Origin of the sequence: Caldicellulosiruptor acetigenus, from assembly GCF_026914305.1 — a bacterium.
GTDB lineage: Bacteria > Bacillota > Thermoanaerobacteria > Caldicellulosiruptorales > Caldicellulosiruptoraceae > Caldicellulosiruptor > Caldicellulosiruptor acetigenus.
Genome location: NZ_CP113866.1, coordinates 832,652 through 858,912 on the forward strand (window position 1 = coordinate 832,652; position 26,261 = coordinate 858,912).

A 26,261-nucleotide genomic window follows, 5' to 3' on the forward strand; every position below is an offset into this window, starting at 1 on the left:
GCTTTTTTGAAAAAGTAGAGGGGGTAAAATTTGATGTTTTTTAAATGCATTGAAGTTGGAGATGTTGTGACAAACTGCTATGTTTTTGGGAAAAAAGAGGTTGTCATTATTGACCCGGGAGATGATGCAACAAGAATAGAGAGCATTATTGTGGAAAATGACCTTATTCCAAAAGCCATACTTTTGACACACGGACATTTTGACCACTTTTTAGGCTGCTGCTATCTAAAACAGAGGTTCAAACTACCAGTTTACGCGCACAGAGACGAAAAAGAAGTCTTATCAAATCCAGCATATAACCTGTCGTATCTGATTGGTTCAGAGATAAAAATAACCTGTGATGGATATTTTGAAGATGGAGATGTATTCGAATTTGCTGATTTTTCATTGAAAGTATTGCACACACCAGGGCACACACCTGGCTCGAGCTGTTTTTTGTACGATAATATCTTATTTTCGGGCGACACGCTGTTTAAAGACTCTTATGGCAGAGGAGACCTTCCGCTTGGGAATCAAGATAAGGTATTCGAGTCGATAAAAGAAAAGCTATTGGTCCTTCCAAGGGATACAAAAGTTTATCCAGGGCATGGTGTGCCAACTACCATTGGTGATGAGCTTAAAAATTTTTAATACATATGCTGACTTATAGCACAAAATAATGCTATAAGTTTTTTATTTTATTTGGCTAAGAAATTATCTTTACAAAAGGGGTAGAGCACAGTTTGAGAATAACATATTTTTCGAACAGCCAAAAGTTTTTGTATGATTTTCAACACATAATAAGAGCATTTTATCCTGGTGCGCAGGTAAAGTTTGGTCATGGTGGAGACATTCATTTTGAGGCGTATTTTGAAGAAATGAAAGTAGTTTTAAAAATTCAAACACAGCACAAAACCGTTCAGAAAGAATTTGTGCTAGTTAGTGACGAACATGAATCAAAGAGGATATTCGGTAGGAACCTTTATGACCTTTTAAAGGATGAGACAAAAAGAGAGCTTCCCTGGGGGATTTTAACAGGAATAAGACCCACAAAGATTGTGTACCCTTTGTTGGAGCAAGGGTTAAACGATGAGCAAATTTACAACTTCCTGCAAAAGGAATATTATATCTCTGATAAGAAATCAAAACTTCTTCTAAAGGTTGCAAAGAATGAAATGGACATTTTAAACAAGCTTGAGTCTTCTTCGGCTTGTTTGTACATAGGCATTCCAATTTGCCCGACTAAGTGTCTTTACTGTTCCTTTTCCTGCCACGAAATTACAAGGCAGGTAAAAAGTTTAATAGGAATGTATACAGATAGCCTCATTTGTGAACTTGAAAAGACATATCAAAAGATAGAAGAAAACAAAAACAGAATTGTTGCAATTTATTTTGGTGGTGGAAGTCCTGCAGTGTTGGGCATAGAGAACATAAAAAAGATTTTCACAAATCTATTTGAGAATCTTGAAAGGAAACATATTCAAGAAATCACATTTGAGGCAGGAAGGCCGGACACAATTGACGAAAAACTTTTGCAGTATCTATCAGAGATTAACCAAGATTTGAATGTCAGGCTTTGTATAAACCCTCAAACCTCAAATGACAACACTTTGAAAATAATAGGCAGAAATCACTCTTTTGAAGATATAAAAAGAGCATTTGCGCAAGCTTACAAATATAGTTTTAAGAATATAAACAGTGACGTGATATTAGGGCTTCCTGGTGAAGATGAGAATGATTATAAAAGGACAATTGATGATGTTTTAAAACTTTCTCCAGCTTCAATTACCGTTCACACACTTTCCATAAAAAGGGCAAGCCTTTTGAGGTTCAGATGGAATGAATATGAATTTATGGATGAGGAGACTGTAAATAACCTTCTTGATTGGACACAATATATCTTAGAGGAGCACGGCTACATTCCATACTACATGTACAGGCAAAAAAATATGATAGGGAACTTTGAAAATGTTGGATACTGCAAAAGAGGGTTTGAAGGGCTTTACAATGTGATGATAATGCAAGAGAAGCACAATATCTATGCATGTGGTGCAAAAGCTGTGTCAAAGTTTGTGTATGAAGGCGACAGGATTGAAAGGGTTTTTAATCCTGCTGACATAAAGCTCTACATTTCAAGAATGCTCAGTGTTGATGTTTGAAAAGGGGGAGAGGGACTTTTTGCTTTCCCAGGAGCTTTTAACAAGCTGCAGAATATGTCCGCAAAAGTAGAGGGTAAATCGCAGTATTTTGAATTTACATCAAAGTAAATATTAAAAATGTTTGAGCTTGTTGGAGATGTTGTAATAGAAAATGGTATAATGAAAAAAGGTGTCATACTATGGATACATTCAGGATTAAGAAGCAGCAACATACAAATATACACCTGATTTTGACTTAGAAGACATATGAAAATTACAAGAGAGGATGGGCATACTCAATGATAAAGACACTCATAGTTTTTGGGACAAGGCCTGAGGCAATAAAGATGGCACCGCTTGTGAAGGAGCTAAAGAAGGATTTTCACTTTGATGTCAAGGTATGTGTCACAGCACAGCATAGACAGATGCTTGACCAGGTACTTGAGATTTTTGATATAAAGCCTGATTATGACCTTGACATAATGAAATACAACCAAAGCTTATTTTCTATAACTTCTGATGTCCTTTTGAGATTTGAAAAGGTTTTGGAGAAAGAAAGACCAGACATTGTGCTTGTCCATGGCGACACAACAACCACATTTGCTGCAGCACTCGCAAGTTTTTATTTTAAAACAAAGATTGGACATGTTGAGGCAGGTTTAAGAACATACAACAAATATTCACCTTTTCCAGAGGAGATGAACAGAAAGCTCACGGCAGCGCTGTGTGACCTTCATTTTGCGCCCACAAAAAGGGCGAAGTTAAATTTGATGGCAGAAGGAGTAAAAGAAGAAACCATATTTGTGACAGGCAACACTGTGATTGATACACTTAAATTTACTGTGAAAGAAGATTACCTGTTCAAGGAAGATAGTCTAAACAATATAGATTTTTCAAAGAGGATAATTCTTCTTACTGCTCACAGGAGAGAAAATTTTGGAAAACCGCTTGAAAATATTTTTGAGGCTGTCCTGAAGATTGCAAATGAGTTTGACGATGTAGTTTTTGTATACCCTGTACATCTAAATCCAAATGTCAAGGATGTTGCGCACAGGATTTTAAAAGACCATCCAAGGATAAAGCTTATAAACCCGATTGACGTTGATGATATGCACAACCTCATTGCAAGAAGCTATTTGGTTTTGACAGACTCTGGTGGGCTTCAGGAAGAAGCACCGTCGTTGGGAAAACCTGTTGTTGTTCTGCGCGACACAACAGAAAGACCTGAGGCAGTCTTGGCAAAGACGGTTGTGGTTGCAGGTACAAGCAAAGAAAAAATAATTCAGATTGTTACAAAACTTTTGGAAGATGAACAAGAGTATCTTCAGATGGCAAGGGCTGTGAACCCTTACGGTGATGGAGAGGCTTCAAGAAGAATAAAAGATGCGCTTTTATATCATTTTGGAGAAAGCAGTAAAAAACCGGATGAGTTTCGCGGGAGCGATAAGTACGTATGAAAAGGTGCTTTAAAAATGCCATTCTGTTGCCGATTATTACTTTGAAAAATCCAAATTTTAAGTGCATTTTGAGGTGGGGATTAAAAAATGTATAAAAACATGAAAAGAATAGCTTCCATTATACTTTTAATTTTATTTTTATTTTCTAATTCTAACCTTCAAATATTTTCACAAACCCTTTCAACTTCTTTGAATGTGACTGTGCAAAGAGATAATAGTGGAGTTTATAAAATAACAGAAAATTCAATTTCCATTAGATGGAATGCTATTGAAGATGCAGTATCATATGAAGTCTACGCAGCGTCTTCAAATTCCCAGATAGATTTTCAAACGGTAACCCAAAATACATACTGCGATATGACAGGGCTCAAAAGCGCGACAGTGTATAAAATAACTGTCGTTGCTAAAAGTGAAGATAATCAGGTTATAACCTCTCAGTCAATTTATGTTATAACAGAGTTTAAGCTTTATGCCCAGCCAGAGCCTGACCCTGCAAAAGAAGAAGATGTTCCACTTGGCTCTGGTGGAGAGCATCCCAAGTTATTAATAACCTTTAACAAAATCAATGTATCGGATGATTTTCAACCTGATATTGGTTTTAGGGGCTACAACGTTTTTGTAGGAAAAAGCCAAACAGCATCAGATGCTAACCAGTATTATGTTGATAGCGTCACAAATGAGATTTATAAGTTCCAAAAAGAAAATAATGTCACAATTCCTATAAAGCTTTATAAAGACGGTCAAGAACAGCTTGCGCAGGAAATCAACCAAACAGTAAGCATGACCGTTTATGACAAGTACGATGGAATCGACTCATTTGAGCTTGTGCCTGGCACGATGTATTATATTTTAATGAACCCTAAAATGGACAGCACTAAGGTAATTTACAAGCCTCTTACAAACATTGCATGTCCAACGCTTATGCAGGTCAGTGCTGCAAAGATAGGTGAGATTGAAAAAGACGGAAAGACTTTAGCTTTAGTGAGAGTGCAGTGGCGTGGTGTTGACCCTGGAAACTACAAACAGGATGAGATAAAGTATAGGGCTTATTACGCAACAAGCGCGAATGAACTTCCAAGAGATAATCTGCCACCACAAAACATCTTTGCAACAACCTCATATAACCAGAACGAAGCATACATTCCCGGTCTTTCAATGACGACAAAGTACTATTACATAAGAGTAGAAGCCGTTTTTGCAGATGGTACTAAGATTCCTTCTGCGCTTATAAAGGTTTCTGTGACAGAACTTGGTGATATCCCACCAACACCTAAAAACTGCAAAGCTGAAACCATTTCGCAGACAGAAATAGAGGTTTCGTTTGACAAGCCTGTATCAGATGACTCAAGTTATGTATATCAAATTTGGTTTTCAACCACATACCAAGATAGCCTTGATTCAGAAGGAAATCCTACTGTGTACAAGCTTGTTTACAGTACTTCTTCGTATAATCCAAACACAGATGGTCTTTTGCCAAGTGATTTAATTTTAGATGGTACAAGGTACAAATATAGAATATCAAATCTTCTCCCGAACACTGTTTATTATTTCAAGATTAGAATAATAAATGCTGCCAATCAGAAAAAATCTGACTTTTCACTTGTATTTGTTGGGACAACAAAACCTGTTGCCGTTTTAAACGTGCCGCCTGTGGATGACAATTTTGTAAGACAGATTGTGACTTCTGAGACAGGTATAAGGATTTATGTGTATCAGGACGATTTGCTTTCAAAGATTCATCAGGCAATAACAGATTATGTGTATCAGTCAGCTTATTTTTCTGACAACTTGACAGTTTCTGAAAAGGTATACTATCGGGTGTACGTTTGTGAATCTTCTTGGGATGAAAAGAATGTAAAGGTTTACTTTGAACTGCCATCAGAGAGTATTTCAAATTACATTGATATATCAAACCTTAAAAGCAACACTCCTTATTATATCAGATTTAAAGTAAGAGTTTATCTTGACAAAGACTATCTTTCAGAATTTAGCAGGGCATATGTTGCTTTGACAAAACCTCAGCCGGTGCCGCCTACAATTTCACAACCCGAGATACCCAAAAATTTCATGGTTGCACCTGAGGATGATGCAGTGACCCAGACCTCTGTGAAGCTCAGATGGGATGCAAAACCGGGTCAGTCATATGTTATTCTACAAACATCAAGAGCGCTTGAGGACAATAAACTAAGTATAAGTGAAGTTAAAGATTATTTTGTCAAAACCCTCAGACAAAAAGTAGAAATTTACAGACAAGTATCTGCATCCACTTTTATACTTGAACAAACTATATATGATGTGAATACACAAAACTCTCCTGTTGGTGCAAGGATATATATTGATGTCACATCTCCTGTGACATTTAAAAACCTTGCTCCGAACACACTATATTATTTTTCTATAAAAGCCATAGAGAATGGCAGAGAGTCGCTTTGGGGAAGCATTGCAGTGACAACTTCTTCAATTGAAAAGCCTGAGAATTTGACAGTAATATCAAGAGATTCGAGCGGACACGGACTTACAATCCAGTGGAACGGCAATCCAAATTACGGTTATCAGATTTTTGTAAAGCAAGAAAATAGCACTGTGTATACCTTGGTATATTCTGGTTCAATTTCGCCTGTTTCTGTAGTGTCGTCAAAAGTTGCTGTATATAAATATTACATTGGGAATTTAAGTTCAAATACCCTGTATTACATCAGAGTAAGAAGCATTCATATACCAACTGGGAAGGTTTCAATTTTTACAGAGGTTTTAGCGCGGACAGTTTTTAACCAGAGCGATTTTGAAAATGAGCAGCAAAAGCTCAAAGAAGAAGAACAAAACAGAATAAGGGATGTCCAAAATCAGAAACAGGTTGCTATTGTGCTTGAAAATAGCTCTGATAAATATTATCTTTACATCAATGACCAGAACGCTTTAGATGAAATACAACGTACAAATTCGAACGAGTTTGTAATAGACTTTACAAAAGCTATTTACTCTTCTGCTAAAGGGCAGGTTTTGTTCTCTTACAGGGTAGCAGATGCACTTGATAGGGCCCAAAAGAGTTTTGTTTTGAAATACAAAAGTAGTATATTAAAGCTTCCACCGGGTGCTTTGAATGTTTTTGAGGTTGAGAATATTTCAAAAAGATATGGAATTGACAAAGGCTTAGTAATGATATTAATAGAACTTTCCTCAGCTTCTGTTTTGCCACCTTCATATAATTATGATATTGACTCTGATGTGATAGCACTTAAAGTAACGGCTAAGTATTATCTAAATGATGAATTGGCTATTTCAACCTTTGCAAAACCTGTAAACATAACTTTGAAGTTGGCAAGCTTAGCTGGTCAGGCAGGTAAAACAAGAGCTGTATATGATTTTTCGAATAGCGGCTTTGTAACCAATTTTTCAATTGACAGTCTTTCAAACAGTGCAACCTTTAATGTTGAAAAACCTGGCACATTTGGAGTGCTGAAAACTCAGACTGTGTCAAGTTACACTCTTAGCAAGTACAAAGACGATATAGTGTACATTGCTCAAAAATACAACTTAAATGAGCTTTACAGTGACTTTAATAAAACTCTTTCTCAGGATTATGCATCTAAACTTATAACAAGAGTGTTTGGTATTGATACTGAAAAGGTCAGAAGCGGAAATCTGACAAGGCAAGAAGCAATATATATCTTGGCAAGGGTGTATGAACAGAAGACAACATCTTCTATAGACAATGTTCTTATTACAAAATCAACAAGCTTTGTTCCTGATGGAAGATACAAAAAGTTTATCCTTAGCATGATGTCAATTGGGATTGTAGATACAGATTTAGACCCTTATGAGGAAATGAAGCTTGATGAGTTTGTTCACTATATTGTCAATCTTGAGAAGATTTTAAAATATTAAAAAATGGGTGAGAAGAAAGATGAAAGCTTTCGCAAAAAAAATATTTTCAGTTGTTATTTTGATATCTTTTTTAATTGCTTTGGTTCCTCAAAATCTAATAGCACAGCCTACGGTTGTTCTTCCCGCACCACAGAGTTTGAATATAGCGCTTGAAAATAATCTTCCGCGGATGGAAGTAGCTCAGGATGGGACTATAACCCTTTATTTTTCATGGCAGTACAACTATCCTGACTTTGACTACTTTGAGCTGTATCTTGGTGATGACCCTACAAGATTTCCTTATGGATATACCATATACAAAAACGACCCAAACCTCACAGGCTCAAACGGGAGCTATACCTATAAGGTTCAAAGTCTTCCAAACGGGCAAAAGATTCCAAGCGGGACAATTTTTTATGCCAAGATAAGAAGTGTGAGGGTTTTGCAGGATCAGACGGGAAGTGTTGTTTATTACTCTTCTTATTCAAACACAATTGTGTTTTTGACACCTATCTTTGTTGAATGTTATACAAATGCTGAAGATGCCATTGACATAGTGTGGGACGATGTTTACTATTCTGGCAAGAGAATAGATTATGACATATATGTATCAAAGGACGTAAGTTTTACAACGCCAACAAAGTATCAGATTGATGGTGACAGGATAACCCTACTTCAGAGCCAAAAACCGGGTGGAAGAGTTGAAATTTTGCCGGGCAGGAAACTCAAATACACAGCAGCAGGACTTTCGCCAAGCAGTCTTTACTATGTAAAAATTTTGCCGAGAAATTTGCCTCAAGAGGTAATCTGGCGTGATCCGCAGACATACACACCACCAAATATTAGGGTAATTGGTGAGGCGGCAACATACATTCAGGCAGAGGCTCAGAGGATTGCTGAAAATGTTGTGTGGCTCAGATGGGCAAAAGTCTCAATAGCTGAGAATGAGTATGAGATTTACAAAGGTAGCAAAGACCAAATACCTACTTTGATTGGTACGGTTTCGGCAAACGAGTTTTTTGCTGTTGTGAGCATAACAGAGGATGTATTTTTCAGGATACAGGTTGATGTTTTTGATAGTTTCGGTAGAAAGGTGTCTATCAGGTCAAAAGACCTGTATGTTCATCCATATACATTGCCTTTTGCACCACCTGCGGCAGAAGATTTAACAGCTTTCCCAAAGTCTCAAGATACAATCTCTTTGCGGTTCAAAATCCCAACCGACAAAGAGGTTGTGTATGATTTTTATTACAAAAAATATTCGGATAGCAATGCTGATTTTTCTCTCTATGTATCCAATTATCAGATGAAAAGTTCTGATGAGGAAAAGGACGAGAACAATCTTCCCACAGGATATTATAGATTTGACATCACAGGTCTTGAAAAAAACACTGTTTATGTTCTGAAGGTTGTGGTGAAGAAGAGATTTTACGATTATGAACAGGGGACATACATTTACAAAGAATCGACCCCTGCTTTGACAATTTCATATACACTGTCAGGCGACATAACTCCGCCAACCACTCCAACCCTTTTGTCTGTTGTTTATACAACTTACGACTCTGTAAGTTTATCGTGGCAGCCTGTAACTATTGCAGGTGTCCAGCCACCGACAGTGGACAGAAGCATCTTCTATGAGGTCAACTTTGCAGTGTACCAGGATGGAATGGATATAACTAATCCCGAAAATCTTGACACAGCAAGTTTTCAAAAGATAATACTTTCTGACTATCAGGTAGATCAATCGGGCAAGATAGTTTTCAGGGTAAGCAGTCTCTTGCCAAACACAAGGTATGTATTTTTTGTAAGAGCGGTGAGAAAGATTGACAGTAGCGTTTATTATTCACTACCATCCAATGTTGTAATGGCAACAACGCTAATAAAGTATGAAGTGCCGCTGCCTTCTACTGTTCCAGTTGTTGAAAACTTGAGCGTTGTGACAACAACGTATAACTCTGCACTGCTTTCATGGAGCTACGTAGAGAATGTGTATTTTGAAATTCAAGTATCAGAAGACATTAAAAACGCAAATGCTTGGCAGGTTGCATCTGACAGTTTTAAACCATCTATAAAAGAGGTTGATTATACCACCGGGCTTTGTTATTTCACAGTTCAAAACTTAAAACCTGATACGCTTTACTATTTTAGGGTTAGAGCATATATAATCAAAGACAATCAGAAAGTGTATTCAGAGTTTAGCAGTCCTGTTTTTGCCAGGACGCAAAAGGTTCCCCCACCGAAAACTCCAGTCGCTTTTGGTATAAAAGACTATGGGAAAGACTACGCCATTTTTGTTTGGGAGATTGCCGAGACAGGAAGAAGATATGTCATAGAGATAGCTGACAATATTTCATTTTCTAATTCCAAAAAGTACACAACCGACACAGATGCAACAGAGTATAAAGTAACGGGCTTGAAACCCAACACAAGGTACTGGGCAAGACTTTTTGCTATAGCTTCTGATGGTCAGCTATCTCAGTCCACTGAAATTATCTCTTTTGTTACCAAAAAGGATGTGAGCGAGTACACAGGCGTGTTTGATACTGTCCAGGACACAACTCCGCCATTTATAACAGTAGAGGACCCTGTAAGTGGCAGGATGATAATAGAGATTACCTATAGATATGTCAATGAGTCTTTGGACTCAAAGCCTGTTTTAATTGATTTTACAAAGAGAACAAGTTCATCTATTTTTCAGTTTGTGATAAAAATAAGATACGATGTTTTAAAAGCGCTGGTTAAGCTCAATAAAGATTGCATTGTCACATTAGATGGAGCATCTTCACAGTTCAACTTTGCTGCCATCGACAGTAGCGACATAGATAAACTGACAGTGTCTGGCGTTTCACCCTCAAGTATCTATACTGAACTGACATTTATAAGAGCGTCTGACAAATATAACGTTAAAGATGCTATCTCTGAAGTGTATGATATCAGATACACAGCTTCAAGCTTGACAAAGCAGGTAGGAATATCATATTTTCCAATGCCAATTAAAATTTCGCTTGTAAACAGAGAACCATGGTCAGTTGCAATACCATATGTTTTTGATTTGACCTCTCTTTCATGGAAAGAGCCAGAAAACGCCGAGTTTGCAAGTGACAATAAAAGTGTGACTTTTAATTTGCAAACGCCTCAGGCAACTGTGATTGTAAGAAAAAGCTTTTATAGAGACATAATTTCGAGTAGCTACGCAACAAAGCTTTACAATCTTTTTAAAACTATTGCCAGCGATGATACAAGCGATACAATAGGGATAAAAAGCGCTGTATCAAAACAGGAACTTGCCTCTTTTTTAGTATATTTTGCAGAGAAGAAAAGACTCTACAGGTTTGAGATAATTGACGATTATGTTAAAAAAGCGTACAAGGCAGGTATAATTGAAAATACCCAGGACAATTCTATTCTCACAAAAGAAGCTGCTGTAGATATGGTGGTAAGGTTTTATGAGATTTACACTGGCAATGAAATCTTAGCAGACGATGTTACATGGACAAAACTTTCTGCAGATAGCAAATACATTTTATCATTGAAAAAAGCGTACAAGATGGGCTGGCTTTTTGACCATGTTACGTTCAATCCAAAAGAGACAGCAACAAGAGAATATGTTTTGGCCTTTTTCTATCACGTTGTTTCAAGTATGTAATAAAAATGTTATGGTCAAGAAGGTGATAAAACAAGATGAAAGGTTTTGTGAAAACTTTTATTTGCTTGATTTTAGCAGCAGTAATTTTATGGCAACCAAAGGTGTTTGCAGCAGATGTGTTTTGTAAGGTTGAATACTACTTTAATGGAACGAACAATATGCAAGTTGTGCTATATTCAAAGACCAACAAGAGCTACTATGTAAAGGGATTTACAAGAGATTCAGACAGACAGCTCACAGTTTATTTTTCTGACAAGAAAACTTTTTTGGCTGAGTCAAATTCGGTTTTGATTCCACAGAGCATGTTTATCCTGCCAGTTAGAGTAATTCTTATGCCTTCTGATGGTTCTTTGCTGTTTAATGACATTAAAAATTCACCGTACAAAGACCACATTCTTTTTCTTGCAAGCATTGGAAAGATTGATGGGTATAAAGATGGCACTTTCAAACCGAAAAACAATATAACCCGTCAGGAGTTTGTAAAGCTTTTTGTAAATGTGTTTGATATAAAAATAGAAAAGAACATCAAAAAGTATTCTTTTTCAGACATTCAAAACTGCTGGGCAAAATCTGAGATAGAAACCCTTTATAAGATGGGAATTATCACAGGGATAAAAGATAAACAAAATAGGCTTGTTTTCAGGCCGAATGATGGGGTCACTTATGAGCAGGCATTTGCAATTTTGGCAAGGTATATTAAGCTTAAGTCCACCTCAAAAAATGATTATAAGTCGTGGGCAAACCAGTATATAAATGCTTTTGTGGACAACCGACTGATAAGTCCAGATGAGGTAAAAAATTTAAAGTTAAATAGTTTTGCAACAAGAGAGTGGATTGCATATATTTTGAGCAAGGCTGTATTTAAATAGAAACAATAATTTTGCTTAATTTTGATATTGATAAAATTCAAAATGGGTGTATAATTATTAAGGTATGTTTATAAATTAAATCAACGAAAGGGGATATTTATAAATGTATAAGAAAGCCATAGCATTGGTTTTACTAATAGCTCTTTTTATTCCGTTTTTAAGCGGTTGTTCGTCAAATAACCAAAACATGACAACCTTAGAGAAGATAAAGAAGACCAAAGAGTTTGTGGTTGGCATGGACAACACATTCCCACCAATGGAGTTTACTGATGATAACAACAACACAGTGGGGTTTGATGTGGACTTAGCAAATGAGATAGCTAAAAAGCTTGGTGCGAAGCTAAAGATTGTTGCTGTTGACTGGAGCGGAATCCAGAGCGCTTTAAAGTCCAAAAAGTTTGATGCTATTATTTCATGCTTTAGTATCACAGATGAGAGAAAGAAAGCTTTCAATTTAGCAGGCCCATATCTTTACATTCGTCAGGTTATTGCTGTGAAAAAGGGTGATAGCTCAATCAAAAGCTTTGAAGATTTAAAAGGGATTAAGATAGGCGTTCAAGCAAACACAACAGGTGACAGTGCTGTTCAAAAGATGAAGTTTATAAACTATGAAAAGGATGTCACACGATATGAAAGGATAACCGATGCTTTCAACGACCTTAACATTGGAAGAATAAAAGCAGTTGTGATAGACAGTGTTGTTGCTTACTACTATAAAAAACAAAATCCTGAAAAGTTTGATATAGCACCTGCTCAGCTTGAAAGAGAGCCTGTGGGAATAGCCCTCAGAAAAGAGGACAAGGACCTGTACAATGAAATTCAAAAGATTTTAGACCAATTAAAGAAGGACGGGACAATTGCTAAAATATCTGAAAAATGGTTTGGTGAAGACATTACAAAATAAAATAGAGGTGGCATGAGTTGACAGACAGTGTCATAATAAAGTACTTTCCTGTTCTTTTAAAAGCAAGCGTTGTTACAATTGAACTTACTGCAATTGCAGTTACAATCGGGCTTGTGTTTGGACTTATTGCAGCTCTTTTTAGAATTTCGAAAATAAAAGTTTTGAATTATATTGGCAGCTTTTATGTTTGGCTTTTTAGAGGAACGCCACTGCTTTTGCAGATATTCTTTATTTACTATGGTCTTCCCAAAATTGTTCCTGCTCTGACACTGCCAGCGTTTTTGGCTGGTGCAATTGCTCTTATTATCAACTCAGGTGCTTACACTGCAGAGATAATAAGGGCAGCAATTTTGTCAATTGACAAAGGGCAGTACGAAGCAGCAAAGGCTCTTGGAATGACATACCTTCAGACCATGAGATATGTAATTGTTCCTCAAACGTACAAGAGATTGATACCACCAATTGGCAATGAGTTTATTGCGCTTTTGAAAGACTCATCGCTGGTATCAACAATAGGGATGGTTGAGCTTATGCGCGCTGCACAACTAAAAGCGTCTGCAACAGGAAGGGATGCAGAGATTTATATAGCTGCGCTTGTGATATATTTGGCTCTTACCACAGTTTTTTCTACAATATTCAATTGGCTTGAAAAGAGGCTGGGAAAGTATGAGCAACAATAATGCAATAAACAATAGAAAAATAATAATTGCAAAGAACATTGTTAAATATTTCGGGCACAATCTTGTGCTGGACAAGGTGTCCTTAGAGGTAAACAGAGGAGAAGTTGTGGTTATAATAGGACCATCGGGGTCTGGCAAGAGCACTTTCTTGCGCTGCCTTAACCATTTAGAGAGAATCAATTCAGGGTATATTGAAATTGACGGATTTGTTATTGAAGACAAGGGGCTGCACGAAAAGCATAAAAAACACAGCTCAAAAGAGATAGCAAGATTTTGTTCACAAATAGGTATGGTATTTCAAAGGTTTAACCTGTTTCCTCACATGACAGCGCTTGAGAATGTGATAGTTGGACCTGTTGTTGTGAATAAAATGAAAAAAGAAGAGGCAGTGGAGCTTGGGATGAAACTTCTTGAGAAGGTAGGGCTCAAGGACAAGGCAAATTCATACCCTGCACAGCTTTCTGGTGGACAGCAGCAAAGAGTTGCAATTGCCAGAGCTTTGGCTATGAAACCTAAAGTGATGCTGTTTGATGAACCGACATCTGCACTTGACCCTGAACTTGTGGGTGAGGTTTTGAACGTCATGAAAGAGCTGGCAAGGGAAGGCATGACAATGCTTGTTGTGACCCATGAAATGGGCTTTGCGAGAGAGGTTGCAAACAGGGTTGTGTTTATGGACAAGGGGAAGATTGTGGAGGAAGGGCTGCCTGAAGAGATTTTCACAAATCCAAAGCAAGAGAGGACAAGACAGTTTTTGCAAAAGATACTGTGATTGTGGAAAGATTAAAAAATGTATATTTGAGAGCAAGCATAAGAGGGCTGTCTTTTAGGTTTTTAATGGCAGCCCTTTTTAGCTGCCAGAAAAGATTTTTATACAGAAAGGAAGAAAAAACTTGAGTGAGAAACGAAAGATTTTAGCAGATGCCGTTTTGCTTTTTGTTACAATGGTATGGGGAAGTTCGTTTGTACTCATGAAAAACACGGTTTTAAATATGAACCCAGTGGCATTTTTGGCTGTCAGATTTACACTTGCCTGGCTGATAGTTTTAGTAATATTCTGGAAAAATCTAAGAGGGTTGAAATTAAGAGAAGTTCTTTATGGTAGTATCATTGGATTTTTTCTATTTGTTGGGATGCTGTTGCAGATTATAGGCTTAAAGTTTACATATGCATCAAAATCAGCTTTTATAACTGGGCTGACTGTCATCTTGGTTCCTGTGTTTGTAGCTCTGATTGAAAGAAAGGTACCCAAAATTAACGTAACAGTTGGTGTAATATTGGCTTTTGCTGGGCTTTGGCTTTTAAGTGGTGCAAAGTTTTCAAATTTTAATTTTGGTGATTTTCTTACCCTTCTTGCTGACCTTGGGTTTGTGTTTCAAATTATCTTTATTGACATATTCACGGCAAAGGATAATATAAACACAATAAACATTGCAATTTTTCAGCTGATGAGTGCAGCGTTTTTATATGTGATGGTTTCAATGATATTTGGTATTAACCTCATAAATGTTAAAATAAATCTTACAGCCATTATTACTATTTTGATAACAGGTATTTTAGGGACAGCATTGGCATTTACTGCTCAAGTTTTTGTCCAGAAATACACAACACCCACTCATACAGCACTCATTTTTTCTGCTGAGCCTGTTTTTGGTGCAATTTTTTCTGCCATAATACCGTCTGGGCCAAACAACACAACTGAGATTTTACCTTTGATTTCTTATGTGGGATGTGGTTTAATTTTAATTGGGATGATTGTAGCTGAGCTGAACCTCGATAAAAATTATAGTATGGAGTGAAGCTTTAAAGATGGAGATTGTATTTCTTGGTGGAGCCAAAGAAGTTGGCGCATCGTGCGTTTTAATAAAGGCTTGCAACAAAAATATACTCATTGACTCTGGTATAAGAATGAAAGAAGACAAGCTCCCAAACTTACAGCTTCTTCGTGAGCTTGGTGGTGTTGATGTTTGTCTTATTTCGCATGCTCACCTTGACCATATAGGAAGCCTTCCTCTTATTGCAAGAGAATATCCTCATATTTTCTTTTATGCAAATCAGCCAACAAAAGATTTGATAAAAGTGCTTTTGTATGATAGCTTGAGGATAATGGAGATTGCAGAGGATGAAATACCTATCTATGCTGAGAAGAATGTAGAAGATTTGCTTGATAGAACTCTTACCTATGGATTTAACTACACATTTGAACCCATTGAAGGGATTAAGGTGACATTTTTCCCGGCAGGCCATATCCTTGGCGCTTCCATGATATTTATTCAGACTCAAGAAGGCAGCATACTTTACACAGGCGACTTTTCAGCAGACAGACAGCTGACTGTCGACAAAGCTTCAGTTCCAAAAATTAGACCTGATGTTGTCATATGTGAGTCAACCTACGGTGACAGGCTTCACACAAACAGAAGCTTTGAAGAAGAGAGGCTTTTTAACACAGTAGCAGAGGTTGTATCACAAGGTGGTAAAGTTTTAATTCCTGCCTTTGCAATTGGAAGAGCACAGGAGATTATTCTTATCCTCAGAAACTATATGAAAAAAAGAAAGGTTAGCTTCAATGTGTTCATTGATGGAATGGTAAGAGAGGTTATAAGAGTTTATAGAAATAACCCTACTTATTTGTCTTCAAGGTATTACAAGAGAGTGTTAAAAGGAGAAGAAATATTTTTAGCAGATAATATAAATGTTGTATCTGATAAAAAACAAAGAGAGGAAATAGTTTCTTCTTCAGACCCATGTGTCATAATCTCAAGCTCTGGTATGCTCACAGGCGGACCTTCTGTTTTTTATGCTGAAAAGATTGTACAAAGTCAAAATGCCCTAATTGCAATAACAGGGTATCAGGACGAAGAAGCGCCCGGAAGAAAACTTCTCGAACTTGCCGAACTTCCGGAAAACGAAAGAAAGATTGAGCTAAATGGCAAAGAATATGAAGTAAAGTGCAGGGTTGAAAAGTATGGGCTTTCGGCACATAGCGACAGAGATAGAATACTTGGATTTTTGGCAACGTTAAAACCAAGGACGGTCATTTTTGCACATGGCAGTGAAGATGCAATTTCACAAATTTCGGATATGGCAGTAAAGGAGCTTGGAGCAAATATAATTGTTCCGCAAAATGGTGAGATAAATTCAATTTCAATTGATAAACCAAGAAAGCAGCTGTCATTTTTCAATGTTAGGAAGCTAAACAATCAAGAACTTTTAAATGAAGAGAACTTGAAACTTTTGTGGCAGTACCTTGTAGAGAATAAACAAGAGTCAAATCATATAACTGCTGAACATGCCATTTTGATTTGGAATGGGAAAGAGTTCTTGGAAAGAGATGAAGTAAACAGGGTATTTGAACTTTTAAAGAAGTCGGTTTATTTTGAACAAAACCCCAGAAAACCCTACTTGTTTAGGATTTTATCTGCCCAAGAGGTAGAAGAAAGGTTAAAGCCAAAGCCTATGGAGCAGAACAAAATGAGAGAGCTTGCATTTGAAATGTTTGCAGAATATGGACTGTACAAAGTTGGTATGGACATTGAAAACAAGGTGGTTACATTTTATTTTCATTTTCCAGAGGCAACAAAAAAGCTTGAAGAAAAAATAAGGGAATTTGAAAAGTTGACACTCTGGAAGGTTGACATAAATCCCAATATTAATCTGACGTATGCTTCAGAATATGTTAAAAATCTTCTCAAAGATTATAACGTTAAGGTTATGAAATTTTCATACAATCCTGTAATAAATGCTATTGTGATAAGAATAAAAGAAGATTTTGAGGAAATGAAAAGTGTATCTGAAAAATTTTTAAAGGAAACTGGAGTTAGTCTAATATTTGATGTAGAGGACAAAAAACAAGAGGAAAAGGTAGATTTGCAAAAACCTAAGATGGAGCAGAACAAAGCCCTTCTTTTGATTGACCTCTATTTTGAAAATGAAAAGGATAAGATTTATAAGAAAAGCATTAAAGAAGGAGGAAAATATATAGAACTTTCGTTTGTGACACCTTTTGTGGGCGAAAAGTATAAAGACAAGATTGAAGAGCTCTCAGCAAAAACCGGATGGGATATAAAAGTGTCTCAGTCAATAAATCAGGTTGAGATGATAAATATATTAAAAGAGATATTGTCAAAATATAATATAGAAATTCAAAAAAATCCCAGCATTTATCCTTCAGCAAGAGAGGTAAAGATAAAACTAAGTGAAGAGGTACAGGAAGAAATTTTGAAAAAAATATCAGATGAGTTTTTTGAACATACAGGGTTTTATCTGAAAGCATAATTTTTCTCATAATTCCAATTGCAAGCAGATTTACTTGATAATTTTAAAAGAATACAACAAAGAGGGCGATTCAAATGGAAGCAAAAAAGCCCAAGGTTTACAACTATAATAAACTACCAACACTCAAACTCTTTGAAAAAACTTGGCACGCCCGGGGGGAATCGAACCCCCGACCACAGAAGTTCTGTGAATGATAAATTACCAAATAACAGCCAGCCGTATATTGTTTGATTTTACTGCACTCACAGACTTCAAAATTGTATCTAATTGCCTTGAAAAGTATAAAATTTTATCCGTGTAGGTGTCAAATAGGTGTCAAGTGCATGGTGTTCTTTTCGAACTGGTAATGAATATTCATGCATATGAATTTGATGGCGAACATTAACCTGGACTGCCTGTATCTTCTTTTGAATACAAGAAAGATTTAAACAAGCTATCAATCTTTTTGGCAACCGATTCTTTCATCTCGGTTAACACGTGGGAATAAATATTGAGAGTGGTTGATATATCTTTGTGTCCAAGTATTTCCTGGATGACTTTTGGTTGTTCATTGCTCTCAAGAAGTCTTGTGGCAAATGTGTGCCTTAAAGCATGAAAGTTGATGTCCAGTTCTGCTTTTTTAATGATTCGATAAAAAGTCCTTTGAAAATTTCTCGGGTCAATTGGAGTTCCTACTGCAGTACAAAATACATAATCGTTATCTATGTATCCAGCACCTGCTTGTTCTTTCTCTTTCTCTTGTGCTTCCTTGTGCTTTTTTAGTTCTTCCAAAGTTATTTCTGCCAAGGGTACAATTCTGATACTATTAGGTGTTTTCACTTCGTTCACTATAAGAGATGTTGTTGTTTCTGTGCTACCATATGTTCTGGCTCGTAATATGGTTCGTTTGACTGTCAGGATTTTTTTCTCGAAGTCAATGTCACTCCACTTGAGCGCTAATATTTCACCCAGCCTTAATCCTGTAGTAAGTGCCAGAACGAACGCTGGTTTTAACCGTTCCACTTCCAGGGCTTCTAAAAATCTTCTTTCTTCTTCTAAAGTAAAACTTTTATTGTTTCTTTCTTTTTTGACTTCGGCAGTGTCACTGCTTCGCTAACATTTCTTGGTAGCAAACCGCTCTTGACGGCTTGTTTTAAAGCTGAGTGCAGGATTGTATGAATATGTTTAATCTTGCTGGTTGATAAACCTTCTTCCTTCTTTTGATTGTATAATTGTTTAAGATGTTCAGGTCTGATATCTTTAAGTTTTAAATTACCTATGTGTGGCACGATGTGGACTCTAATTAATTGTTTCATAGCTTTCAAAAGTGGAGATTTTTATTTGGTTTCTTTTATATGTCCATAGCCAAATTTTTAGCCATTCGCTCAAAGTAATTTTACTGCTGTCAACATCAAAACCCTGTTCAATCTCGTTTAAGGCTTTTCTTATTTTATCAGCCACTTCTTGCCTTGTTCTGCCATAAAAGAATTTCTTTTTTGATTTCCTTTTTCATCATAGCCAACAGTAATAAAGCCACACCATCTGCCATCTTTTCTTTTGAAAATGCTGCCTTCACCTTTACCGCGCCTTCCCACTCTTACATCTCTCCCAGTGAAAAATGTTTTACAATTTAAAATTTCTTACAAAAAATGATATCAGAAAGAATGTTCCTGTCAACCTCTCTTTCATCAACCAAAAATAAAAGAGTTTGTCTATAGCTTATTAAGGCAGAGGACTGATTTCCTCTGCCTTTTTTTATTTTGAACCAAATTTTTTTTTGAGGAGGGTTAAGGGAATGGTAAAGAATTATTTGATTACATTAACTTTGAAGAACAAATCTTTAGATGAAGTAAAATCATACAAAAAGTTAGCAAAAAATTTTTTAAATTCACTTAGAAATTTTTGTAAAAAAGAGAAAGTAAATTATGCAGTATGTTTTTCTTTTTCAAAATCAAAGATTGAAAATGGGATTAGAAGAAATTCGAGACTCCATTTTCATCTAATTTTGACAACAAATAAAATAAACAAGATAAAAATTTTATAACAAGGTATTGGAAATATGGATTTGTACATTTTAAAAATGTATCCTATTGTTTATTTGAAGCTATGCGATACACTATTGCCCAAGAAGAATGGGCTTTTATTCAGGGGAACGACTGCGCATACAAAATGGAAATATTAAGCATTATTGAGAATAATTATAATTCATCTGAAAAGGAGATTGCATCTGTTGTTGAAACTCAAAAAGGTGAGAAACTTGAATTGAAATTTAATAATATTAGGGATACTGGTAATATTGATAATCCTGGAGTATTCTACGACGTAGTTATTGTGTATGGTATTCTTGTGCCACATAGGAAGTGGTATTATGATACAAGTTGATTTGTTTTAGGGGATAATTAGGTGTTTTAGCTGGTTGTTAATCAAAATTGTGATTTACAAAAAACAGGATTAGCTGATAAGAACAGCAGGCTTTTCATGTGTTCAGGATTGTGCTAAAATAAGAGTGAAAGCTTCAGCAGGAGGCTTTTCGTTATTGCTCTCGGGAAGGGAGAGGTTTTTCGTTACTGCCTGCTGAGGCTGGTTTTTTAATTTTCAATTGGAGCAGTATTTCAGTTGATTTGGTGGTTGAATTTTAGTTTTTGTTGGATGGCTTAAAAGATTTGTATCCGACTCATTGAAAAGGACTCTGTCAGTGCAGAAGGTACGATAGAGAGATTTTTGAGATACGTGACGCTTTTGGTTTTAAGGGGAAAACAGGGGGATGGAAAGTTTTTGCTAATTCGACATTAATGGTTAAGGGGCAGGGTTTAAAACCCTGTCTTTTGTTTTAAGATGTTCTTGTTTGAATTTTGGTTTTTGATTTATCTGATGTCCTTTCGAAACAGTTCAAACAACCAATGAAGAAAATAATTCAGGAAGCTATTGCGGAGTACGTGAGGAAGGGTTATACTTTCAGTGACTGTGAAAAGCTTTTGGCCTTTTTAAAAAAATAGTAAGTTGTGGCAGAAAAAATTGAAGAAAGGCAGCTGTGGGAAACCACATTGCAGGATGGGATTGAAAAATGAATCCACTTTGGGCTATATGAGTAGACCGGGGCAAGGGCGTACTGTCAGAAGAATGTTAATCTGCCGTAAGAAACATACATGTATACTCGAAATTAGCCATAGCCAACTAGCGTTCATTATTAGAAATGGTTAAATTCAATGGTGAAGAAACTTGCAAATGTGTGTGAGAAAGCTAAATCAAAAGCTCAAATCAAGCATGGAGTATATCGCAAAGCCGTTGATATACCTGGATTTGTGGGGTAACAGACAAACCTGCAAATGGCTTTTGAGCCGGGGTAGGGTGTGGGAAATACCAAAAGAGTAGGGATAGGTGCTGTAAACGATTACATTAGAATTGTAAAGCTTGAAAGTTGCTGGGCGAGCAAAAAGCCAACCAAAAAGAGCCAACTCAAGACTTGCGCCGGTAGTTGAAAACCTCGAGAGCACTGGCTTTTAAACTATTGCAAAAGTCTGAAATTGGATGTATACTTAAATCGGAGTGATAATTATGGAAAATAGTATAATGAGAGAGATTTACAATATTCAGGAAAAATTTTATGAAGAAACAAAAGATATGACTCTAAAAGAGTTTTTAGAATATATTCACAAAAGAGCTGAGAAGGTAGTGAGGGAGATAAAAGGAGTGTCAAAGGAAGAAAAACAGGATGGGACTATAAGATACTGCTGAACAAAAGTTATAATAAAAACAGTTAGAGAAACTGTATTCAAAACGTGTCTATAGAAATGTAAAAATAGAAACTACCACAGCAAAAGCTGTGGTTTTTGTTTTTTGTGTGGTATAATAAAAGTGTAAGTGAGAAATTTTCAAGTGTGAAAGGTGATTTTGTTATGTTGTTTACAGTAGTAGTAAGCAAAGAGGACAATTGGTATATAGCTAAATGCATAGAAAACAATGTAGCTTCACAAGGAAAAACTATCGAAGAAGCAATAGCCAATTTAAAAGAAGCTCTTGAACTTTACTATGAAGGAGAAGAGATACAAAAACCACAGATGCCACCGCTAATAACTACAATAGAGGTGGCAGTATAAATGTCACCAAAATATCCTGTACTGAAGCCCCAGGAGATAATAAGAGCGCTCAAAAAAGCTGGGTTCAAGGAAGTATCACAAAGAGGCAGTCATCTCAAGCTAAAGAGATAAAATCCAACAAGGATTGTTATTATTCCTATGCATGAAGAAGTTGCAAGGGGACGCTAAAAAGTATTTTGGAGCAGGCAGGAATAAGTCTGGAAGAGTTTTTGAAACTGTTGTAGGAAGTTCTGACACAGCGCAAGAGGAGAAGAGATAGAGGATGATGGAGACAAGTGCAAAGAAGGAGCTGCACAGGATAAGAGAGCGAATATATGAAGAGACGGAAAACATATCTCGGGATGAATTCATAGAATACATTAGACGAAAAGCCAACAAAGTAAGAGAAGAGACGAAAAGGTTCAGAGAAAAAACTGTTAACGAAATTAACTGAAGCACAAGTTAATGTCAAGAGCCCATCACGCCTCTTTGCTGATTTTTTGTTCTAAAGAGCCAGCAAATGCGGACCAGGGTGGGACGGAAAAATCAAAAACTACTGGCAGGAGAAGGTGTTTGCCAAAGCAGGTTAGCGTGAGGTTGTCCGGGCAGTTGCATACTACGATGGGTGCGTTTTAAAAATTTCAGAAAGAGGGCTTGACAGGGGGATTAAGGTGTGGTAGATATATTAATAAGTCGTATTATGCCTAAAAGGTTGTTAATACAAAAAGTTCATTTTTATTCGGTATTTTCGTTTAAAATAGTAAAAAGCAAAGCCACAGGTTATCAAAGGCCTGTGGCTTTATTTTTTTGTGGGGAATAGGTCACTTTTTGCACGGTGTGAGGTATAAATATTTATCAGAGAAATATAGAAACGATGTACGAGGGATGCGTCGTGCAGCCTCTACTCAAGTAAATAGCAAAACTATTGTTTCCAAAAATACTTTTGAGTGTATTGATGTTTTGTATTTTGGCATTACATTTTCATGCATATACCGTGGTCGGTAGTACCAGCAATGATGTAAGTAGTTTTAAACGGAAAGTTATTTGAGTCGGTTTTTAATAATATATCCAGCGCGTTTGAGCAAGTATACGAATTAAACACATCAGTTCGCATTTTGCAATGGGTTATAGAGCAATGTAAAATAACAAAGATTTTTAAGACGTAATATAAGTTGTCCAATCTAATTCGAATGATTTCTTACCAAGAAGGATGGTAAAATTTTAAATACACAAAATTATTTACACACTCAAAGCTAAAGCTAAAGGGGTGGGCATTCAGAATACCCACCCCAACTCTTGACAAAGAGCCGCTTTTTTGTTATTATCAATACTTTTTCGGTTCTTTCCTACCCTAGTTGAAATTAAATAATAAACCCTCATTTCTTAACATTCCAAAACTACAGCGGCTGTACTACATATGATTTAATAGTCTTTTTCTTATACTCGAAAAATAAAATTTATTCAACTGGCTTCGGGAAGAACCCATTTTATGATATCATTATGCAACAGACACAATTTTATTTTAACATCCGGTGCTGCAATAGCTCATATTAAAAAAGGACCGCACATTTATTCATTGGAGTACAATCTCATGCGAAGAAATGCTTGATGATACAAAGAAAGCGGCAATATTTGAAGCTACTTGAGTAGGTGTTAATCCTGATTTTGGAGAAATCGTTCATATAAAAAATGTTTCATTGGCTTATCTTTTTTTAATAATTTTCAAATGTTCAGTTTATGCGATTATATTGTTAACAATATCAATTGAGTGCTATAATTTAGATAACCTAAAGAATAACTATATTTATTAGATTAATGGGTAAAAGTTCAGAAAAAGTAAAAGATGATTTGTGAAAGTGACAAACTTTAGAAAAATAAGCTATACCAATTTTATTCTAAAAACAACAGGATGGTGAAATTATGGATTTTCTTATATGCAAGATACCAGAAGAGATTGAAAGAGAAGAAAAGCGTGGTAATTTCGGTCTGGCTCTAAAATTGATAGAAAAATGGTTAGCTGATGAAAGAATAACTGAGATACAAAGAAAGCGTTTAATGTATGAAAAAGATAGAATAAACAAACTGCTCGAAAGCTATCCTTTTGATGAAGAAAGTGCTTTAAAGCAGGCAATGGAGTTAATTGATTCTTTTACTTATAGTGAATTCTACCAACTTTTGGGGGAAGGCTATATTGATTACATAGTAGTTGAAGGAAAGAAGAAATTTGAAGAGCATTTTGTTCAAAATATAGGTTTTACTGTTCCAGCATACAGAGAAAGGATCAAGAAAGATCCTGTTTCAGAGAAGGCAAGAGAATTGCTCAACAAGAGATTAGAACAACTGACAGAGGGTAATCCTGCCAAAAGATACCGAGTACGAGCAAAGATAACTGTTACCATTAAAGACGATGCAGATAATTTTCGTGTTTGGCTTCCTTTTCCGAAAGAAGAGTTTCAGGTTTGCGATGTAAAACTTGTTTCAGCAAGCCACAGAGACTATTTTCTTGCAGACAACCGAGCTGCTCAGAGAACTATTTACTTTGAAGGCAAAGAGAAAGAGTACTTCGTTGAGTTCGAATACACTATAAATGAGTGGATAAACAAAGTTGACCCGGAAAAGGTTGAAGAAAATGATTTAACTGAATTTCTTTGTGAGGAACCACCTCATGTGTTGTTCACACCATACCTGAAGCTTTTAACTAACGAAGTAGTTGCTGGCGAGGAGAATCCTTATTTAAAAGCGAAGAAAATTTACGATTGGGTTACAACACATGTTAGGTACTCTTATGTTCGACCATATGCCACTTACGAGAACATACCACAATATGTTGCAGAGAACTTGAAAGGAGATTGTGGCTTTCAGGCTCTCCTTTTTATAACTATGTGCCGGATTGCTGGAATACCTGCTCGATGGCAGTCTGGGTGGTATGCGAATCCTTTGATGGCTTCTCCACACGACTGGGCTTTGTTCTACGTCAAACCTTATGGTTGGCTGCCGGCAGATCTTTCATTTGGTGGGGCAAGACGGGAGAATGAAAAACTTCGCAGTTTCTATTTTGGTAACTTAGATGGTTTTAGGATGGTCGCAAACTCAGACTTTATGAAAGAATTCGTACCCAAACCAAATTTCCTGCGATTTGATCCCACAGATAATCAACTTGGTGAAGCCGAATCCTCATTTGGGAAAGTTAAAACTAAAAGCAGGATTGAGATAATCTCTTTTGAAGAAATCTGAGGAGAGGGTGATATATTTCAATGAGTAAGATAGTAAATGTCAAATTCAATGTCAAATACTACGAGTATGATAAGCCTTTTCACATCACTGGAAGTATATCTTCTGAGACAAAAAATGTGGAAGTAGAAGTCACACTTGAAAGTGGTGCCAAAGGTTACGGTGAAGCTGCACCTTCATTTAGAGTCAATGGGGAAAAGGTTGAAATGATCTCTGCACTCGAGCCTTTTGTGAGAGATTCGCTTGTTGGACTTGATGTGCGACAGTATCGAAAGATCTTTGAAATAACTGATAAGCTATTTGCTGTTCCCAGTTTAAAGGCTGCTATTCAATATGCTGTTTTGGATGCATTGAGTGAAGAGACGAATATTCATGTCTACCAACTTCTTGGCGGAGCTTTGAAAGAGATTGAAACGGATAAAACAGTAGGGATAGACACAATTGAAAATAGAGTTAGCGAAGCAAAAAAAATTTTTGACTCGGGCTTTAGGGTCATAAAGATAAAGGTTGGAGAAAATTTGAAAGAAGATATAGAAGCAATGCTTGAGATTTACAAGGTGACCAAAGGTGCAAAATACATTGTGGATGCGAATATGGGATACACACCAAAGCAAGCAGTGGAGTTTGCCCAGCAGATTTACAAAGCAGGAATAGACATAGCTGTGTATGAACAACCAGTTATTTCAAGTGATATCGATGGGCTCAGATTTGTCAGATTTCATGTTCCTTTTCCTGTTGCTGCCGATGAGTCTGCTAAGACAAAATTTGATGTCATGAGATTGATACGTGAAGAAGCTGTAGATTATGTGAATATAAAGCTGATGAAATCCGGAATAAGCGATGCTCTTTCTATTGTAGAGCTTGCAAAGAGTGCTAACCTGAGGTTAATGATAGGATGTATGTCTGAATCAAGCGTCGGGATTAATCAGAGTGTTCACTTTGCCCTTGGAACTGGAGCATTTGACTTCCATGATCTTGACAGTAATCTAATGTTAAAAGAACCAAAGTTTAGAGGGAAATTCATTCAAAATGGAGCGAAGATGATAGGATATTAAGTGAAGTTTAGTAACAACAAAATTTGCAAAAAGATGCTACTTTTAATATTCCGATTTGGTTTAAAATTTTTATTTTTGTTGTAAAATTAAGTGCAATAGGGTAAGAAA

The 26,261-nt window shown here is 36.4% G+C and carries 22 protein-coding genes and 1 pseudogene; 19 read left to right on the forward strand and 4 right to left on the reverse strand.

All coding sequences use genetic code 11. From position 1 onward, the window contains the following. Nucleotides 1-33 precede the first annotated feature (33 nt). The 11 genes from OTK01_RS03960 (at nt 34) to OTK01_RS04010 (ending at nt 17,812) form a co-directional block, all read left to right on the forward strand. Nucleotides 34-630: an MBL fold metallo-hydrolase gene (locus tag OTK01_RS03960; RefSeq protein WP_029229156.1), complete on the forward strand. Its 597-nt coding sequence runs from the start codon at nt 34-36 to the stop codon at nt 628-630. A gap of 65 nt (nt 631-695) precedes the next feature. Further along, nucleotides 696-2,138 carry a coproporphyrinogen III oxidase gene (locus tag OTK01_RS03965; protein ID WP_084694655.1) on the forward strand — a complete coding sequence of 481 codons (1,443 nt, stop codon included), beginning with the start codon at nt 696-698 and terminating at the stop codon, nt 2,136-2,138. A 278-nt stretch (nt 2,139-2,416) separates the two neighbouring features. After that, nucleotides 2,417-3,574, forward strand: coding sequence for a non-hydrolyzing UDP-N-acetylglucosamine 2-epimerase (wecB, locus tag OTK01_RS03970; RefSeq protein ID WP_029229159.1), 1,158 nt, complete (start codon nt 2,417-2,419; stop codon nt 3,572-3,574). An 87-nt stretch (nt 3,575-3,661) separates the two neighbouring features. Further along, nucleotides 3,662-7,459, forward strand: coding sequence for a fibronectin type III domain-containing protein (locus OTK01_RS03975; RefSeq protein WP_029229160.1), 3,798 nt, complete (start codon nt 3,662-3,664; stop codon nt 7,457-7,459). Between the two features lie 19 nt (nt 7,460-7,478). Beyond that, nucleotides 7,479-11,084: a fibronectin type III domain-containing protein gene (locus OTK01_RS03980; RefSeq protein ID WP_029229161.1), complete on the forward strand. Its 3,606-nt coding sequence runs from the start codon at nt 7,479-7,481 to the stop codon at nt 11,082-11,084. A gap of 35 nt (nt 11,085-11,119) precedes the next feature. Next, nucleotides 11,120-11,953 (forward strand): S-layer homology domain-containing protein, encoded by an 834-nt coding sequence (locus OTK01_RS03985; RefSeq protein WP_029229162.1) that lies wholly within the window; start codon nt 11,120-11,122, stop codon nt 11,951-11,953. 103 nt (nt 11,954-12,056) lie between these two features. Next, the gene (locus OTK01_RS03990) at nt 12,057-12,857 is read left to right on the forward strand and encodes an ABC transporter substrate-binding protein (protein WP_029229163.1); all 801 of its coding nucleotides are present in this window, start codon (nt 12,057-12,059) and stop codon (nt 12,855-12,857) included. A 17-nt stretch (nt 12,858-12,874) separates the two neighbouring features. Next, nucleotides 12,875-13,537, forward strand: coding sequence for an amino acid ABC transporter permease (locus OTK01_RS03995; RefSeq protein ID WP_029229164.1), 663 nt, complete (start codon nt 12,875-12,877; stop codon nt 13,535-13,537). Then, nucleotides 13,524-14,309 carry an amino acid ABC transporter ATP-binding protein gene (locus OTK01_RS04000; RefSeq protein WP_029229165.1) on the forward strand — a complete coding sequence of 262 codons (786 nt, stop codon included), beginning with the start codon at nt 13,524-13,526 and terminating at the stop codon, nt 14,307-14,309. Before OTK01_RS03995 ends, OTK01_RS04000 begins: the two co-directional genes overlap by 14 nt. A gap of 121 nt (nt 14,310-14,430) precedes the next feature. After that, nucleotides 14,431-15,336, forward strand: coding sequence for a DMT family transporter (locus OTK01_RS04005; RefSeq protein WP_029229166.1), 906 nt, complete (start codon nt 14,431-14,433; stop codon nt 15,334-15,336). 10 nt (nt 15,337-15,346) lie between these two features. After that, on the forward strand, nt 15,347-17,812 hold the full coding sequence (locus tag OTK01_RS04010; RefSeq protein ID WP_029229167.1) for an MBL fold metallo-hydrolase: 2,466 nt from the start codon (nt 15,347-15,349) through the stop codon (nt 17,810-17,812). A 381-nt stretch (nt 17,813-18,193) separates the two neighbouring features. On the opposite strand, the gene OTK01_RS04015 is transcribed toward OTK01_RS04010, so the two are convergent. From OTK01_RS04015 to OTK01_RS04030, 4 genes are read right to left on the reverse strand one after another with little or no spacing between them, the layout of a single operon-like run. Next, nucleotides 18,194-18,814 carry a tyrosine-type recombinase/integrase gene (locus OTK01_RS04015; RefSeq protein ID WP_232841719.1) on the reverse strand — a complete coding sequence of 207 codons (621 nt, stop codon included), beginning with the start codon at nt 18,812-18,814 and terminating at the stop codon, nt 18,194-18,196. A gap of 32 nt (nt 18,815-18,846) precedes the next feature. Then, nucleotides 18,847-19,107, reverse strand: a complete 261-nt coding sequence (locus OTK01_RS04020) for a tyrosine-type recombinase/integrase (protein ID WP_269011781.1) — start codon at nt 19,105-19,107, stop codon at nt 18,847-18,849. Further along, nucleotides 19,091-19,252, reverse strand: a complete 162-nt coding sequence (locus tag OTK01_RS04025; RefSeq protein WP_232841721.1) for a hypothetical protein — start codon at nt 19,250-19,252, stop codon at nt 19,091-19,093. The genes OTK01_RS04020 and OTK01_RS04025 overlap by 17 nt, the downstream gene beginning before the upstream one ends. Beyond that, a complete protein-coding gene (locus OTK01_RS04030) occupies nt 19,237-19,386 on the reverse strand; it encodes a hypothetical protein (RefSeq protein WP_232841722.1) in 150 nt (49 codons plus the stop codon). Before OTK01_RS04030 ends, OTK01_RS04025 begins: the two co-directional genes overlap by 16 nt. 200 nt (nt 19,387-19,586) lie before the next feature. On the opposite strand from OTK01_RS04030, the gene OTK01_RS04035 reads away from it, so the two are divergent. The 8 genes and pseudogenes from OTK01_RS04035 to OTK01_RS04070 all read left to right on the forward strand — a co-directional run bounded on the left by OTK01_RS04035 (nt 19,587) and on the right by OTK01_RS04070 (nt 26,153). Further along, complete coding sequence (locus tag OTK01_RS04035; protein ID WP_232841723.1) at nt 19,587-19,835, forward strand: hypothetical protein; 249 nt, start codon at nt 19,587-19,589, stop codon at nt 19,833-19,835. Between the two features lie 62 nt (nt 19,836-19,897). Further along, nucleotides 19,898-20,173, forward strand: coding sequence for a hypothetical protein (locus tag OTK01_RS04040; RefSeq protein WP_232841724.1), 276 nt, complete (start codon nt 19,898-19,900; stop codon nt 20,171-20,173). A gap of 1,173 nt (nt 20,174-21,346) precedes the next feature. Next, entirely contained in the window at nt 21,347-21,526 is a 180-nt protein-coding gene (locus tag OTK01_RS04045; RefSeq protein ID WP_029229168.1) for a hypothetical protein, read from the forward strand. Between the two features lie 161 nt (nt 21,527-21,687). Next, nucleotides 21,688-21,888 carry a type II toxin-antitoxin system HicB family antitoxin gene (locus OTK01_RS04050; protein ID WP_029229169.1) on the forward strand — a complete coding sequence of 67 codons (201 nt, stop codon included), beginning with the start codon at nt 21,688-21,690 and terminating at the stop codon, nt 21,886-21,888. Beyond that, nucleotides 21,889-22,112, forward strand: a pseudogene (locus tag OTK01_RS13330) (type II toxin-antitoxin system HicA family toxin). It abuts the gene before it with no gap. A gap of 38 nt (nt 22,113-22,150) precedes the next feature. Next, the gene (locus tag OTK01_RS04060) at nt 22,151-22,321 is read left to right on the forward strand and encodes a hypothetical protein (protein WP_156844454.1); all 171 of its coding nucleotides are present in this window, start codon (nt 22,151-22,153) and stop codon (nt 22,319-22,321) included. A 1,466-nt stretch (nt 22,322-23,787) separates the two neighbouring features. Further along, nucleotides 23,788-25,101, forward strand: coding sequence for a transglutaminase-like domain-containing protein (locus OTK01_RS04065; RefSeq protein WP_029229170.1), 1,314 nt, complete (start codon nt 23,788-23,790; stop codon nt 25,099-25,101). A gap of 20 nt (nt 25,102-25,121) precedes the next feature. Next, nucleotides 25,122-26,153, forward strand: coding sequence for an L-Ala-D/L-Glu epimerase (locus OTK01_RS04070; RefSeq protein WP_029229171.1), 1,032 nt, complete (start codon nt 25,122-25,124; stop codon nt 26,151-26,153). Nucleotides 26,154-26,261 lie beyond the last annotated feature (108 nt).

Bases quoted from the DNA above. Each gene is read 5' to 3' on its own strand.
- OTK01_RS04000 (WP_029229165.1), top strand. From the start codon at position 13,524: ATGAGCAACAATAATGCAATAAACAATAGAAAAATAATAATTGCAAAG.
- OTK01_RS04040 (WP_232841724.1), top strand. From the start codon at position 19,898: ATGCGATACACTATTGCCCAAGAAGAATGGGCTTTTATTCAGGGGAAC.
- OTK01_RS04060 (WP_156844454.1), top strand. From the start codon at position 22,151: ATGATGGAGACAAGTGCAAAGAAGGAGCTGCACAGGATAAGAGAGCGA.
- OTK01_RS04020 (WP_269011781.1), bottom strand. From the start codon at position 19,107: ATGAAACAATTAATTAGAGTCCACATCGTGCCACACATAGGTAATTTA.
- OTK01_RS04065 (WP_029229170.1), top strand. From the start codon at position 23,788: ATGGATTTTCTTATATGCAAGATACCAGAAGAGATTGAAAGAGAAGAA.
- OTK01_RS04070 (WP_029229171.1), top strand. From the start codon at position 25,122: ATGAGTAAGATAGTAAATGTCAAATTCAATGTCAAATACTACGAGTAT.
- OTK01_RS04035 (WP_232841723.1), top strand. From the start codon at position 19,587: ATGGTAAAGAATTATTTGATTACATTAACTTTGAAGAACAAATCTTTA.
- OTK01_RS04045 (WP_029229168.1), top strand. From the start codon at position 21,347: ATGGAAAATAGTATAATGAGAGAGATTTACAATATTCAGGAAAAATTT.
- OTK01_RS03980 (WP_029229161.1), top strand. From the start codon at position 7,479: ATGAAAGCTTTCGCAAAAAAAATATTTTCAGTTGTTATTTTGATATCT.
- OTK01_RS04050 (WP_029229169.1), top strand. From the start codon at position 21,688: ATGTTGTTTACAGTAGTAGTAAGCAAAGAGGACAATTGGTATATAGCT.
- OTK01_RS04010 (WP_029229167.1), top strand. From the start codon at position 15,347: ATGGAGATTGTATTTCTTGGTGGAGCCAAAGAAGTTGGCGCATCGTGC.
- OTK01_RS03975 (WP_029229160.1), top strand. From the start codon at position 3,662: ATGTATAAAAACATGAAAAGAATAGCTTCCATTATACTTTTAATTTTA.
- OTK01_RS03990 (WP_029229163.1), top strand. From the start codon at position 12,057: ATGTATAAGAAAGCCATAGCATTGGTTTTACTAATAGCTCTTTTTATT.
- wecB (WP_029229159.1), top strand. From the start codon at position 2,417: ATGATAAAGACACTCATAGTTTTTGGGACAAGGCCTGAGGCAATAAAG.
- OTK01_RS03960 (WP_029229156.1), top strand. From the start codon at position 34: ATGTTTTTTAAATGCATTGAAGTTGGAGATGTTGTGACAAACTGCTAT.
- OTK01_RS03985 (WP_029229162.1), top strand. From the start codon at position 11,120: ATGAAAGGTTTTGTGAAAACTTTTATTTGCTTGATTTTAGCAGCAGTA.